The 13,438-nt window shown below is 32.7% G+C and carries 16 protein-coding genes; 5 read left to right on the top strand and 11 right to left on the bottom strand.

Translation table 11 applies throughout. The annotated features are described in order from the left end of the window. Positions 1 to 157: 157 nt before the first annotated feature. Genes DRF58_RS14575 through DRF58_RS14565 form a run of 3 tightly spaced genes read right to left on the bottom strand, consistent with a single transcriptional unit; the run spans position 158 to position 2,669 of the window. A complete protein-coding gene (locus DRF58_RS14575) occupies positions 158 to 706 on the bottom strand; it encodes a hypothetical protein (protein WP_116036476.1) in 549 nt (182 codons plus the stop codon). Position 707: 1 nt separating this feature from the next. Beyond that, positions 708 to 1,085, bottom strand: coding sequence for a hypothetical protein (locus DRF58_RS14570; RefSeq protein WP_123902420.1), 378 nt, complete (start codon positions 1,083 to 1,085; stop codon positions 708 to 710). After that, complete coding sequence (locus DRF58_RS14565) at positions 1,086 to 2,669, bottom strand: hypothetical protein (RefSeq protein ID WP_116036472.1); 1,584 nt, start codon at positions 2,667 to 2,669, stop codon at positions 1,086 to 1,088. 276 nt (positions 2,670 to 2,945) lie between these two features. Between DRF58_RS14565 and DRF58_RS14560 the strand changes: the two genes are divergently transcribed. From DRF58_RS14560 to DRF58_RS14535, 5 genes are all read left to right on the top strand, one after another. Then, entirely contained in the window at positions 2,946 to 3,239 is a 294-nt protein-coding gene (locus tag DRF58_RS14560) for a type II toxin-antitoxin system RelE/ParE family toxin (protein WP_116036471.1), read from the top strand. 24 nt (positions 3,240 to 3,263) lie between these two features. Continuing rightward, positions 3,264 to 3,557: a HigA family addiction module antitoxin gene (locus tag DRF58_RS14555; protein WP_116036469.1), complete on the top strand. Its 294-nt coding sequence runs from the start codon at positions 3,264 to 3,266 to the stop codon at positions 3,555 to 3,557. Between the two features lie 882 nt (positions 3,558 to 4,439). Beyond that, positions 4,440 to 4,835, top strand: coding sequence for a plasmid mobilization protein (locus tag DRF58_RS14545; protein WP_123902419.1), 396 nt, complete (start codon positions 4,440 to 4,442; stop codon positions 4,833 to 4,835). Next, the gene (locus tag DRF58_RS14540; RefSeq protein WP_116036465.1) at positions 4,826 to 5,674 is read left to right on the top strand and encodes a relaxase/mobilization nuclease domain-containing protein; all 849 of its coding nucleotides are present in this window, start codon (positions 4,826 to 4,828) and stop codon (positions 5,672 to 5,674) included. Before DRF58_RS14545 ends, DRF58_RS14540 begins: the two co-directional genes overlap by 10 nt. A 14-nt stretch (positions 5,675 to 5,688) precedes the next feature. Next, entirely contained in the window at positions 5,689 to 6,273 is a 585-nt protein-coding gene (locus DRF58_RS14535) for a hypothetical protein (protein ID WP_116036463.1), read from the top strand. 132 nt (positions 6,274 to 6,405) lie between these two features. Here DRF58_RS14535 and DRF58_RS14530 read toward each other — a convergent pair whose 3' ends face one another. From DRF58_RS14530 to DRF58_RS14495, 8 genes are all read right to left on the bottom strand, one after another. Then, positions 6,406 to 7,203, bottom strand: coding sequence for a polysaccharide biosynthesis/export family protein (locus DRF58_RS14530; RefSeq protein WP_116036461.1), 798 nt, complete (start codon positions 7,201 to 7,203; stop codon positions 6,406 to 6,408). A 9-nt stretch (positions 7,204 to 7,212) separates the two neighbouring features. After that, entirely contained in the window at positions 7,213 to 7,974 is a 762-nt protein-coding gene (locus DRF58_RS14525) for a glycosyltransferase family 2 protein (RefSeq protein ID WP_116036460.1), read from the bottom strand. Next, the gene (locus DRF58_RS14520; protein ID WP_116036458.1) at positions 7,971 to 8,426 is read right to left on the bottom strand and encodes a VanZ family protein; all 456 of its coding nucleotides are present in this window, start codon (positions 8,424 to 8,426) and stop codon (positions 7,971 to 7,973) included. The genes DRF58_RS14525 and DRF58_RS14520 overlap by 4 nt, the downstream gene beginning before the upstream one ends. Before the next feature lie 44 nt (positions 8,427 to 8,470). Further along, complete coding sequence (locus DRF58_RS14515) at positions 8,471 to 9,637, bottom strand: nucleotide sugar dehydrogenase (protein WP_116036457.1); 1,167 nt, start codon at positions 9,635 to 9,637, stop codon at positions 8,471 to 8,473. 82 nt (positions 9,638 to 9,719) lie between these two features. Then, complete coding sequence (locus DRF58_RS14510; RefSeq protein WP_116036455.1) at positions 9,720 to 10,619, bottom strand: glycosyltransferase family 2 protein; 900 nt, start codon at positions 10,617 to 10,619, stop codon at positions 9,720 to 9,722. Then, entirely contained in the window at positions 10,613 to 11,170 is a 558-nt protein-coding gene (locus DRF58_RS19050) for an LbetaH domain-containing protein (RefSeq protein WP_116036454.1), read from the bottom strand. Before DRF58_RS19050 ends, DRF58_RS14510 begins: the two co-directional genes overlap by 7 nt. Positions 11,171 to 11,172: 2 nt before the next feature. Then, on the bottom strand, positions 11,173 to 12,330 hold the full coding sequence (locus tag DRF58_RS14500) for a glycosyltransferase (RefSeq protein WP_206605228.1): 1,158 nt from the start codon (positions 12,328 to 12,330) through the stop codon (positions 11,173 to 11,175). Then, on the bottom strand, positions 12,305 to 13,186 hold the full coding sequence (locus tag DRF58_RS14495; RefSeq protein ID WP_162300313.1) for a glycosyltransferase: 882 nt from the start codon (positions 13,184 to 13,186) through the stop codon (positions 12,305 to 12,307). The genes DRF58_RS14500 and DRF58_RS14495 overlap by 26 nt, the downstream gene beginning before the upstream one ends. Positions 13,187 to 13,438: the final 252 nt, after the last annotated feature.

Raw genomic sequence — 13,438 nt, 5'->3', positions numbered from 1 at the left:
ATTACACGCTTTAGCACACAATTTAAGAAAGAAAGTTGCCTGAAGAGGACAACTTTTCACTTTTTCTTAAAATATTGAAAAACTTTTATAACAAAAAAAATCCGCCTCAAATTTTGTTGTGAGACGGATTCTTTTTGTTTATTGAGAATTACAATGTTTAAAAATCATAACCAATTTTAAAACTAAGATCAGGTATTATCTGTGTGGAATAACCTTTCTTTAATATTTTTCCTATTCCCAAACCAGCTTTGAACTCATAATTGAAATTCTTCGCAAAGTTCCTTCTGAATCCCCAAGTTGGAACTAAGGAAATAGTTTCACTTACAGTAATATCCTTAGTATTTGATATTACAAACCAATTAGGAACATATTCAAACTTTAGAGAAATATAGTTTCCTGAATTGTTAGAAATATTTTTTCCTGAATCTTTTCTTTTCTGAAGATTATAATAATACTTAGGAGTTAAGGAAATAGCAGGAGCTAGAGCAAATTCAGTTTTACTATACATATCTCCACCCCAGATAGATGGGTATAGTTCTAGTTGACTTCTCAGCGTAAAATTTTCTGATAGTCTTGCCTCATTGTAAAACTCAGCACCAAAAAATCCTATCTGAATTCCGGTTACAGATTTCTCTACACTTACTTTTTCCTGCGAGTAAACGTGGAGCCCTATAAGTAGTGATAGGACTAGCAATAGTCTTTTCATATTATTTTTTTTGAAGTCTGAAAGTTCCACTTAAAGTTCCGCTTTCACTGTTTTTTGTCCACTTACCAGTAGAGTTATCAAAATTGGTTATTTGTCCGTTGAAAACGAAACCACTTCGTGTATTTGCTGAGAGTGTACCTGTAGATTGAACATAACCTAAAAACTCTTCATTTGTAGTAGAATTATTATATTTTAAATCTCCAACAATATTGCCTGCATCAGTAATTTTAAAGGAAAATTCACCTTTATCATTTCCTTCATAAGAACCTATATAATCACCCTCATACTTTGAATTGGATTGCCTTTGAAGTTCTTCATCAGACTGACAAGAAAATAAAAATAGAAATTGCAAGAAAAATAATATTCTTAGTAATCTCATTTATTTTTGTTTTTCTTTGATTAACTTAACACCGTGCCATCCTCCATTTTTTTTAGCAATACCATACATATTGATACCCATAGCTGTCGGATGTTTAAAATCAAAATCACGTTTCGTAATACTTACACCATTCCCAACACCACCACCAAATGTATAGGTGATCTGAGGTGTCACAGCTCCCCAATCAAAAACCTTTTCTAGGACATCTTGATTATCTTTAGTCTCACTGAAGTCATAATAATCCACATAAGTGACAGTATGGGTATCTACTACAAAAGCAACTCTATTATATTTTTTATTATGTTTTTCTCCAAGTTTTTTTACTTGTTTCCATGCTTGCTCATAAAATAGTTTTCGCAATTGTTCGGGAGTTAAAGAGGTTGCGTTATAAATCCATTCTATCACACCGTCAATTTTCTTTTCAAACGGTAAGCTTGGCATCTTTGCGGGACCCATATTCACATAATTATAGTATTGATCAACAGTGGTAAATACTTTATCTTCAAAAAAATATCTTTGTCCTGGCAGGCCACCTAATGGTGGATCATATGTATGAGTAAATGACCAAGCAATTGAATTCACTCCCATCCCTAATTTATCAGCATTTTCTTTTCTCCAAGTTCCTGTCCATCCTTTATACTGATGTTTAACTTTGCATCCAATAGCATAAACAAGCCACAAATCCTGAGAATAAAATTTTACCTTCACTCTTCTCCTATCTTCATATTTGTCATCTGTTACCCAAGTTGTTCCAAAGATGTTTCCTAATTTGGGTGTTCTTATTTCACCTATTTTTAAACCTTCTACAATTTGTGCAATATCTTCTTGTACAGGAGGGTTAGTTGGGGGATAATATGGGCCACCTCCGCCACCGCCACCTCCTTCTTCAGGATCAGGTGCCATTCTATTAGCGTTAAAATACTCAATATCTTGATTGATGGTTACCAATTTTTCAGAAGGCATACTTTCAATAAAATCATTTGCTACTTCACCATCTGTTGGCTTTAAAAGATTTCCAGAAATACTATTTACTTCAAGATAATTTACAAGAACATTATATTTTGTCGCTGGAGTTATAAATAAGCCTACATCGGTATATTTATATATTTTATCTGCTACTTGAATTTCTGCCTCGCCATTTAACATCGCTGAGTAAGCATCATCTCCTATAATTTCTTCTAAATCATCCAAATCTGTTAATACATCTTCCACTGCTATTTGAGATGGATTTTGGGCTACACCTTTACCGGCAAGTGAATTATTTACAGCTAAGCTAATTTTTCTTTCTTTGATTGTTTCGATAACTTGTGAAGCATTTTCTTCTGTAATTACAGGACGAAGAGATTCGAAATTCTTATTGTCTACGTAATTTATAATATCTTTGTCAGAAACACTCTTGAGTTCTTCATACTTCGCTTTTAAAGACTCTTTATTTGGAAAATATAATCTTCCATTTTTCACATTAGCATCGCCAATATTAGGTGTGTTTGCATCTTTATCTGATGCAAAAGCTTCCTCTCTACAAGAATTTAAGCATAGAAGTATTCCTGATGCAATTAAAATTCTTGAAAATGTAATTTTCATGATTGTTTAATTTTTTTTGATTATTAATTCGGGTGCAAATAAATAAATTATAAATATAATATCAAAATAATATATTGATAAACTAATGTCATAATATAGATGAAAACCTATTAGCGATAAAACTTAATAAGGAGAAATATTAAATAAAACTGAAGATAAATTTTGCGAACCAATTTGTATAGTGTATATTTGCACTATACAAAACCTAAATAGTATTAACCAATAAAAAATGAGTTTTATGGCACACAATCGAGCAAATTATTTATCTAATAAGTTATGGCTATTACATCAATCAAGCATAAAGGCTTAAAATTATTATTCTCCGATGGAGATGCAAGTAAACTTCAACCTCACTTAGTAAGCAAAATTAAAAGGCAACTAGTGTTAATTGAAGGTTTAAGGAAAGTACCGGAAGATTTAGAGGTATTTATAGGGGCTAGACCCCATAAATTACAAGGGGAATTGTCAGATTTTTGGGCAATTACTGTTTCCGGCAATTATAGAATTATATTCAAATTTGATGATTTAAAAGGAGAGGCTTCCGAAATCGACTTTATAGATTATCATTAGAAAAACAGATACTTAAAAAAAACAATGAAAAGACATAAAAGTCTACTCATTCACCCAGGAGAAATATTAAGAGAGGAAGTAATTAAAGATAGAAATTTAACTATTGTAGAAGCTTCAAAACTTCTTAATGTATCAAGGCTTACACTCTCAAATATTGTGAATGAAAAAAGCGGTATCACTCCAAATATGGCACTTAAAATTGCATATGTGTTTGGGGGGAATGCTGAGTTATGGTTTAGGCTCCAGCAAAATTATGATTTTGCCCTAGCTGAGCAAGCTTTCGAAATCGAAGGACTACACAAACATTTCGCACATTAACATTTGTTACTCTTTAAAAAAGAATCAAAAGTTATAGATGACAACTGTTGAAATTACAGAAAATCAATTCAAATAAGGAAATATCTTAACAAACTATTAAAGAAAAGCGCTGGTTTATATAATTATATAATTATATAAACCAGCGCTTTGTAAATATCAAAATTCTATATACTTCATTAGATGCATTATTGAAAAGTTTATTTTCATAATATACTCATCCTCTCCAGCATATTTTTCCAATATATTCTTAGAAAATCCCCACCCACATTTTTTATTAGCTATTTTTAAAACTTCACTTATTGGGTAAAAACTATTTCGGTAATTTCCTTTTTGATTGGTTTGAAATTCTAATAAACAATTATTTTTTAGAAAAGTTCTATGCACTATTTTTTGACTTTTTTCTTTTATAAAAATTAAACGAATAAGAATTTTATAAGCTATCCAACCGCCTAAAAAATCAATTAAAAAAAAATAAATTTAATCTACTCTTATAAAAAAAAATAAAATAAAGCCGTTTCATTTCATTTCACTTTTTATATATTTTTTTTCCTTTCCGATTGGTTGAAAGGCTTTCTTTTTTTTCTTTTCAATAATCCTTTCCTTTCCAAATTTTCAACAACTAGCATATAAAAAACTTTCCAAATTTCTTTGTAATAGTAAGTAACATTACAAAGAAATTTGCAGGAATGAAAAAAAATCGTAAATTTAAGAAAAATAAGGGTTAGCGTAATAAGGTCAAGTAGTGGGAAATGCAGACAAAAACCCATTTCATGTGTTTTATCCGCTTTCCCCTACTTGCTTTTTTCCCTTTGGTCAAAAAGAATAAAGAGCCTTTCGGCTCTTCCCATTGAAAAAATTATAGACAGAGAAAACAAATTCACTATGGATGATTTTTATAAAAAGTTGCAAGAAGAATTAGAAGCAGAAGCCAAGAAAAAAAAATCCGTTGAATATGGAAAATTAGGAGGTCGTCCAAAGAAAGAAATTAGAAAAACCGAGCGCATCACTTTAAGATTTACGCCCGAAGAAATGCAAACAATAATTTCAAAATCGAAAGAAAAAAAATTAAACACTACAGATTATTGCAGGTTGATTTTGAATGAAAAAACACTTCCGAATTTTGAACAGAATAAAATTTTAATTGAGTACGCCAACAATTTTTCCCGAATTTCCAATTATATGAAAATGGGAATTTTCAACGAAAAGGAGAAAGCAGAATTGACAAAAGAAATCAAAAATTTGATTTCGGAATTGAGAGAAAAGATACAATGGTTATAGAAGCAAAATCCATTTTGGGAAGTCCTCGGGGACTAAAATATCAAGCGGACGACAAAGGTCTGTCGGTTGAGATTTTACGCAATGGATTGATAGGAGACGAACCCAAAGATTGGCACAAACAAATGAGAGCCGTAGAAAACCAAAATACAAGAACGGAGCAAAAACGTTTGTCCGTTGTGATAGCACCCAGCAAAGAAGTTTCTCATACTTTAAAAGAAAAAGATTGGAAAAAATTAGCTGAAAGTTATTTGGAAAAGCAGGGAATCGACAAGGATAACCATCAATATATCGGGCATTTCCATAATTCTACAGATGATAAACATTTACACCTTACGGTTAGCCGAATCAATTTTGAGGGAAAGAACGCTATCAATGACAGTCATATAGGGCGTAAGTCGGGAAATATAGCCGATAAAATAGCTAAAGAGAACGGTTGGAGAACAGCTAAAGAAATATCTGCAGGAAAAAAATTAGAGATAGGAAATGCTTTGCGTTCCGAACTGTCGACCGCTAAAAATTTAGAAGATTTAAGCTATAAAATGAGAGCTAAAGGTTTTCATATTCATTTATCAAAAAATGAAGCTAAGGGCGTTTACGGAATGAGAATTTCGAAGCTTGAAGATATAAATAGAGACCCAAGTGTTAGGGTTTCCAAGATGGTTCCGGGTTATAAGCTTTCAGAAATTGAAAAAACGGTAGGATTAAAAGCTAAATTTTCTATCGCAGACGTCAAAGAATCGTTTAGCAAAAATAGCCTTAATCTAATGCAGCAAAGAATGCTAGAACAGAAACAAAACCAAGATCAAAGTCAAGAGAAAAAGAGAACATTTCGAAGATAAAAAAATACAATAAGATGGAAAACAAAAGCATTACTGAAATCATTTCCGAATTTACCGAACAGAGTAAATCCGTAGCTAAAAAAAGCGAACAACTGACGGAGACAACAGATAGAATAAAGGAATATTTAAACAGTTTCCACTATGATGTAATAGAACAAAAGAAAATAACTGCGGAGAATCAAGAAAACCTATTGAAAGCAGTTCAGATTTTCACACATCATTTAGAAAATACGCAGGTAAAAACCGAATTGAAAACAGATGAAAAAAAATCCATCTTATCCCTTAAGAAAAATTTAAAAGTGTTTAATTGGTCACTTTATGGGTTTTTAGGATTGGGATTTATAAGCCTTATTATGTTTTCTCTGTCTATCATTTTTGCACTTAAGTTTTATAAAGTATCTATCCAAACGAAACAGGAAGTTAGAACAGAAATAGCTTTAGAAATGAAGAAAAATGGAGAAAAAATATATAGAGAAGCACAAGTTTCAGAATTGGAAAGTGATATGAAAATAGTAAAGGAGTTTATCAAAGAAAACCCAACGGCTGGAAAGGAATTATTAAAATATAGAGCAGATATAATTAAGAAAAAAGGGAATTGATAAACCTGAAACTCGTAGCAATTGAATGTTAATTATTGAAAACATACACCACAAAAAACCGCCTATTTTGGGCGGTTTGATATTTTTTATTGAGAGTTTATAAGTTTAATTTATTAATTAAAATTTAACAAATTAATTACGGAATACCAATGCGAGAATAGTTACAATAATAGATGCCATACTTAGATATAGAGGCGCATTTGGATTTAGTCTGCTTTGTCTTCTTACGGTTTCATTAGCACTTACATAGATGACATCATTCTGCTTCATATAGTAGTATGGGGAATTAATAAAATCTGAACGAGTGATATCTACTCTATTTTTGGTAATTTTTCCGTTCTCATTTCTTACAACAAGAATGTTGTCTCTTAAGCCATATTTTGTAAGATCTCCAGCTAGTCCAAGAGCACTAAGTAAATTAGATTGATTATCAACAATAGTATATGTTCCAGGTCTACTTACTTCTCCTAATACAGTAACTTTGTAGTTTAAAGTTCTAAGACTCACGACCGGATTATAAATATATTTGGTTAAACTTTTGGTAAGTTCTTGTTCAAACGTTTCTAAAGTTTTTCCTTCTGTACTAATCTTTCCAATTACAGGAAATGTGATGGTATGATCTGTTCTTACAATGTACGTTGGTATTTGACCTGTAGCACTTCTTTGTGCTTGGTTGCTACTTGGCATTGTATTGTTAATATTTTCAAGTTGTACAAGATTTTGATTGAATGGTGCAACTGCTTCCATTTCTTCTGCAGTTATCCAAATTCCTAATTGATCACCTGGTTGGATGATTTGAGAAGAGTTCTTAACAGATGCTTGAGTTGCAATATCATCCGCATCCCCCATATAAATCAGATTGGATTTCGGAGCACAGTTGAACATGAATAATAGTATAGCATAGTAAATTACAATCTGTGTTTTTTTCATAAACTTTTTTTATTTGTATTTTTTTATTTTAGGAAGGATGTATTGTGGGAGCTTTCTAGCAATTTTTGAAAAAGCAGTAAAATAACCTAAAAGTCCGTATTCCTTTATAATTCGTATATCTTCGTCAGTTTTTTTCTTTTGTTGTTTCATGGAGGTACTTTTACCACCTAAACGCATTTTGACTATCCAATCATTCAAAAATTCTTTTTTTAATAAATCGTTGGAGAACCAACGTAAAGAAATCTCATAGTCTGATGCGATTTGAAAATCTTCTCTATATAAGCCGTAATTTTCAAAAACTTCTTTTTTTGCAAAGATAGTAGTATGGAGAGGAATCCAACCATATTTGAGATATTTCTTTTTAAATGGTTTGGCTTTATAGATTCTTTTCACATTTTCTATATCCTTTTCATCTACATATTGTCCGTTTGCATAGATAATGTCTGCATTAGTTTTTTCAAAAGCCTCTGCAATTTTGCTTAAGGTTTTTTCATTATAGAAAATATCATCAGAATGCAAAAGACCGATAATATCACCGGTACAATTTTGAATACCTTTATTAAGCGCATTATACATACCTGAATCTTTTTCGGATACGAAATAAGCCAACTCATTTTTGTATTGGTTGATGATTTTTACAGAACCATCCTTAGATGCGCCATCTATCACCACCAATTCTTTATTGGCATAATCCTGCGAAAGCGTACTTTCTATCGCAGAAGCAATTGTTTTCTCCCTGTTATAACAGGTGGTAATGACTGATATTTTCATGATTTATTAAATTGTAAAACTAATTTTAAAATTACCTTAAAGAGCAGAATCCCTACAATGCCACCTATAAAATTTAACAAGACATCTCCGGCATCTGAAACACCTTTGTTGAAGACATATTGCAAGATTTCTATCAAAACTGAAGTTATAAAAATCATCAATATTGTTTTGATAAGAGAAAACTGACGTCCCAATACGAAGTAGATCACAAAAGGCAAAGGAATAAACATCAGAATATTTCCCCAAAAGTTTTCTAGAAAGCTAAAACGTTCAGCCTTGGTCATCTCGTGAATTTTTGCATATGTAGTCCAATCATCGAACATCGACCAATTGGCTAAAGCTCTGTAATCGTGAGGTCCTTTTCTCCGCCTTGCAAAGAAAGTTACATAGATGACCAAACCAATATATACTAATGAAGTAACAGCGTACCCTATCCTAAAAACCTTTTTCAACTACTTTCTATTTTGAACCGCTCATTAACTTCGCTCCTTCTTTGTTAATCTTTTCCAAATAAATCCCGAGTATACACTTTATCTAGAACATCTGATAATTCCGAAGATTGACGATTGGAAATTATAATATCAGAGTCTTGTTTGAATTCGGATAAGTTTTTATAAATTTTAGAATTGAAAAAAGTATCTTCCTTCATAACTGGTTCGTAAACAATTACTTCAACTCCCTTTGCTTTTAAACGTTTCATAATGCCTTGTATAGCAGATGCTCTAAAATTATCGGAACCTTCCTTCATAATTAAACGATATACGCCTACAGTCTTTGGATTTTTAGATAGAATAGAATCTGCTATAAAATCTTTACGTGTTCTGTTGGCATCTACAATAGCCCTAATAAGATTATTTGGAACATCATTATAATTAGCCAATAGCTGTTTAGTATCTTTTGGAAGACAATAGCCTCCATAACCAAAAGAAGGGTTGTTATAATGATTACCAATACGAGGGTCTAATCCTATACCACTTATAATCTGTTGGCTGTCTAAACCATGAATCTGAGCATAACTGTCCAACTCATTGAAATAAGCGACACGCATTGCCAAGTAAGTATTAGAAAATAATTTTATGGCTTCTGCTTCAGAAGAATTTGTAAAAAGAGTAGGAACATCTTTTTTTATAGCACCTTCTTGCAGAAGAGCAGCAAACTGTTTTGCACGCTCACTTATCTCACCAACGATGATGCGAGAAGGATAAAGATTGTCATACAATGATTTGCCTTCTCGTAAAAACTCTGGAGAGAATATGATATTATCTGTTTTATACTTATTTTTAGTCTCTGTAATAAACCCAACAGGAACGGTAGATTTTATTACCATTATAGCCTTAGGATTATAATTTATCACATCTTTGATCACAGACTCAACAGAACTGGTGTTGAAATAGTTTTCTTTCGGATCATAATCTGTAGGTGTTGCAATAATGATAAAATCAGCAGAGGAATAGGCTTTTTCTTTATCGGTAGTTGCAGTTAGGTCAAGCTTATGATTTTGAAAATAATCAGAAATTTCTTTATCCTCAATAGGAGATTGACGATTATTGATCATTTCTACTTTTTCTGGAATAATATCCAAAGCAACTACTTCATTGTGTTGCGCTAATAAAACGGCGTTTGATAAACCTACATATCCGGTTCCAACAATTGTTATTTTCATTTTATTTGTTTTACTCTAATTCGGTGATTTTAGAATATGTGTATTTGTAACATCATTTACGATTAAAATGCTTTTCAAAATTTTAATCATTCACAATTTCGGCATTTATGCCGTATTTTTCTTTTATAAAGGCTAGAATTTTGGTTTTATCGTTTCCGCAAGCTTTTTTGATTTCGAAAATTTTGGTATCCACCAAAGTTCGGTACCATAAACCCTGAAAGAAATCCCAAACAAAAACCTCTTTGCCTTTGAGGAAACCTCTCTTAAAAATATAGCGGTAAACAAAATATAGGAAAGAACGCAGAAACAATGGCGACTTTGCGTACTTCAATTTCTTCTCTCTTTTTGCCACGGCATCTTTGCCAATATTCTGTAACTTGTCGGCTTTATCAAATAAATGCAACTCTATGTCCAACAAATCTATCGCCTCCCTAATGGAATAGCCATTGTGCTTGTCGATCCACCAGCCAAAACTATTGAGGTTATGATCCAAAAATTTGTTTGTCATCTCGATGGTTTCTCCAGATGTCAAAAGGATGTGTTCATCCATCCAACGTTGTTCACATTCGCCTTTGCCAAACTCAAAGATACGAAGCAGTTTCAAAGGATGTACCCATGCTCCCAAACAATTTTGTTCTCTTGGCAAGACAATACCAGAAATAGAAGCATCTACTGATGGTAATTTCTGCAACAGCTCTTGTTTGAGTTCTTCGGTAAGATATTCGTCTGCATCCAAACGAAGCACCCAACGTGTTGAAATAGGAAGATTTTTCAGTCCCCAATTAAATTGCATAGCTTGATTCCCGGGCCACTTATTTTGAATAACTTTTGCACCCAAACTTTCGGCTATTGAAACCGTTTTATCAGTAGAAAAAGAATCTACTACATAAATATGAGAAGCAAAATTCTTCACATTTTCTATACAGCGCCGAATATGTAATTCTTCGTTATACGTGAGTATGACAACGGAAATATCTAACATATAATTTCTCTTTTTTTAATAAACTTTGCCGGGTTTCCCCCCACAACAGTCCAAGGTTCAACATCTTTGAAAACAGCTGCTCTGGCACCAACCACTGCTCCTTCTCCAATGGTAACACCTGCCATCACAAATGATTCTGCAGCTACCCATGCTTTTGCCTCAATAACTATTGGCTTGCTAAACCACACATGGCTTGCGGTACTGATATCATGAGAAGCCGTGTACAATGAAGCTTTTTGCGAAACAGTTGCATGATCACCGATAATAATTTTATCGGCATTGTAACAATCTACATCCGAAGCAATACACGCATATTCACCCATTTCTAGATTCCACGGTTGATATATTTTTGCTCGAGAATAGACTACAGAAGTGTTCTTTACTTTTGCACCAAATATCCTTAATAGAAATAATTTCCAACTATTAAACAATGATCTTGGTATTGGTCTTGCGAATACAGCCCAAACTATTGTCCAGAGTAAGCGTAAAATTTGCTCCTTGCGCGTAGATGCACGTTGATAAGTTGATAGGTCTAATTCTTGATTTCCCATTTTTATAAAAACACAAATTCAGGTTTATTACTTTTCTTTAATATCCACTCATAAAGGCTTTTCATTTTAATAGCAACGGCTTCTACTGTGTAATTTTGTTCTAATAAAGCCCTTCCATTTTCTCCCATTATAGCCAATTCCTCCCTTGATGTATTCAAAGCTTTTTCTATGGCTGAAGTGATCCCTTCTTGAGAATAATCTACCCACCAACCGCAATGATACGTTTCAAGTTCCTGCCACGGAGCACCCTTCGTTGCAATACATGGAATTTTACGAATAAGACCTTCTAATATTACATTTCCGAAATTTTCAAACTCACTTGGCATTGCCAATACTGACAGAGAAGCAATAGCTTCGTCTTTTTCCTTACCGGAAAGAAAACCTGTGAATTTTACATTTTGCAAGTCAAGACGTTTCACTTCGTTTTTTAAGAAAGCTTCATAGGTTGTATCTCCGCCACCAATGATGAGTAATTCTGCATTGCTTACTTTTTCTTTTAGCTCAGCCCATGCATAGAGCAAGCCCTCTACGTTTTTCCGTGGGGAAATCCGACCTAAGTATCCTAATCGGAAGATACTGTCCTGCTTTTTTTCCTCATAATCCCGAATTTCGATTGGATTAGGAATTACCGCAATAGGAGATGTTACCCCCAAATTACGGCAATGAAGCATTTCTTCATCACAGGTAACCTGTACACAAGCAGCTTGATTAAGATCCTTCAGCAAGCGTAATTTTAAAGACCATTCTTTGAATTTGGTACTAGATTTAGCAATGTCTTGTGGGTACAACATTCCTCTAGGGGTAATGATATAAGGTTTTCCCAGTTTCTTTGCAACATCTGCTAGAGCATACGTTGGGTATTGCCAAACCCCTTGTGCATGATAAATATCAAATGAACCAGCATCTTTTATCTCTTTTTTAAGCGTGGGTGAGAAAGCAAGTTTGTGTTCCCAAGGTGCCTTTGCAAAATGAACTTTTACCTGTTCTCCTCGTAAACGACCTCCTTCTGATAAGGGATACATTAATAGTTCCGCCTCTACATCTTGTTGTTGCAAGCCCCATAATGTATAGTAAGTACTCATCGCAGGACCACCTGCATTGACGTCTAATGTGCCTGTATGTAGGATTTTCATGTTATCCATTTTTTTCAAGTTCTTCATACACTTTCATATATTGTTCTACAATATAAGAGAGCTCAAATCGTTTTGTGTTTTCTAATCCTTTTGAAATTAGATTTTCTCTATATTCAAAATCATTGATTATTTTTAAATAGCCGTTGTGAATTGAATTAATATCCTTTGGATTAACAAAGTTAACAGCATTCCCTGCAATTTCAATCAATGGTTCAATATTCGATGTCAGAACAACTCGACCTGTCTTTTGCCCTTCAATAATGGGCATTCCGAAGCCTTCATATTCAGAAGGAAAATTAACGATGTCACAATTGATGTATTCTTGTCTTATTTCTTCATCGGATAATTGAAAAGCATTAGAATAATCGATTTTATACTCTGTAAGAACACGTACAATTTCCTCAGAAAGTTTTCCAATAATTCTTAAATGGCAAGGGATATCCTTCAGTGCTTCAATCGTTCTTTTAAGGTTTTTGTTCCATCCAGTTCCGATATGTAATATAACAGGTTTTTCTACATTAAAAATTTTAGGAGAAAACTGATAAGCAGGATCTATTGGGTTGTGAATCACAACCAATTTGTCCGTCTTAATATGTTTTAGAATATTATTTTTGGTTTGTTGAGAAATACAAGTTATTTTCTTCGCAAGTTTTACTGGCAAATACAACCAAAATAGCCATTTGTAAAATCTTTTAATAGGATTTTTGACGTTGTCAATAAAAACAAGATCGTGAATTGTAATAACCGCTTTACAACCAATTAATCCTAGAATTACATCGTGGATATGTCCTGAAATATGATTGATTCCATTTTTATTCCGATGTTTGTAAGTATAAACACAATTGATAATAACATCCCATGGCATACTACCAAGCGAAGGCATTTCCACATTTTCGATTATATGTTGTGGACTTGTACTTTTTAAGCCCTCAATAATATTTGAAAACACATGTTGGATGGAAAAACCTATCTTTGGATGTCTATGGAAAAAGCGTATTATCATTATGTTTTCTATATAATAAAACCTAGGTATTATTTTAATTACTGTTACCTTTATTAATTGAATCTAAGTTTTTATTTATTATAATAATATTTTTTCAAAGTTTATATCATCATTAATAATTACGATTTATGG

The sequence above is a fragment of the Epilithonimonas hispanica genome, assembly GCF_003385395.1.
Lineage (GTDB): Bacteria > Bacteroidota > Bacteroidia > Flavobacteriales > Weeksellaceae > Epilithonimonas > Epilithonimonas hispanica.
The sequence above is the reverse complement of the archived record's forward strand: the minus strand, read 5'-3'. Positions and strand labels throughout refer to the sequence as shown.

Bases quoted from the DNA above. Each gene is read 5' to 3' on its own strand.
- DRF58_RS14575 (WP_116036476.1), bottom strand. From the start codon at position 706: ATGAAAAGACTATTGCTAGTCCTATCACTACTTATAGGGCTCCACGTT.
- DRF58_RS14570 (WP_123902420.1), bottom strand. From the start codon at position 1,085: ATGAGATTACTAAGAATATTATTTTTCTTGCAATTTCTATTTTTATTT.
- DRF58_RS14565 (WP_116036472.1), bottom strand. From the start codon at position 2,669: ATGAAAATTACATTTTCAAGAATTTTAATTGCATCAGGAATACTTCTA.
- DRF58_RS14560 (WP_116036471.1), top strand. From the start codon at position 2,946: ATGGCTATTACATCAATCAAGCATAAAGGCTTAAAATTATTATTCTCC.
- DRF58_RS14555 (WP_116036469.1), top strand. From the start codon at position 3,264: ATGAAAAGACATAAAAGTCTACTCATTCACCCAGGAGAAATATTAAGA.
- DRF58_RS14545 (WP_123902419.1), top strand. From the start codon at position 4,440: ATGGATGATTTTTATAAAAAGTTGCAAGAAGAATTAGAAGCAGAAGCC.
- DRF58_RS14540 (WP_116036465.1), top strand. From the start codon at position 4,826: ATGGTTATAGAAGCAAAATCCATTTTGGGAAGTCCTCGGGGACTAAAA.
- DRF58_RS14535 (WP_116036463.1), top strand. From the start codon at position 5,689: ATGGAAAACAAAAGCATTACTGAAATCATTTCCGAATTTACCGAACAG.
- DRF58_RS14530 (WP_116036461.1), bottom strand. From the start codon at position 7,203: ATGAAAAAAACACAGATTGTAATTTACTATGCTATACTATTATTCATG.
- DRF58_RS14525 (WP_116036460.1), bottom strand. From the start codon at position 7,974: ATGAAAATATCAGTCATTACCACCTGTTATAACAGGGAGAAAACAATT.
- DRF58_RS14515 (WP_116036457.1), bottom strand. From the start codon at position 9,637: ATGAAAATAACAATTGTTGGAACCGGATATGTAGGTTTATCAAACGCC.
- DRF58_RS14510 (WP_116036455.1), bottom strand. From the start codon at position 10,619: ATGTTAGATATTTCCGTTGTCATACTCACGTATAACGAAGAATTACAT.
- DRF58_RS19050 (WP_116036454.1), bottom strand. From the start codon at position 11,170: ATGGGAAATCAAGAATTAGACCTATCAACTTATCAACGTGCATCTACG.
- DRF58_RS14500 (WP_206605228.1), bottom strand. From the start codon at position 12,330: ATGAAGAACTTGAAAAAAATGGATAACATGAAAATCCTACATACAGGC.
- DRF58_RS14495 (WP_162300313.1), bottom strand. From the start codon at position 13,186: ATGCCTTCGCTTGGTAGTATGCCATGGGATGTTATTATCAATTGTGTT.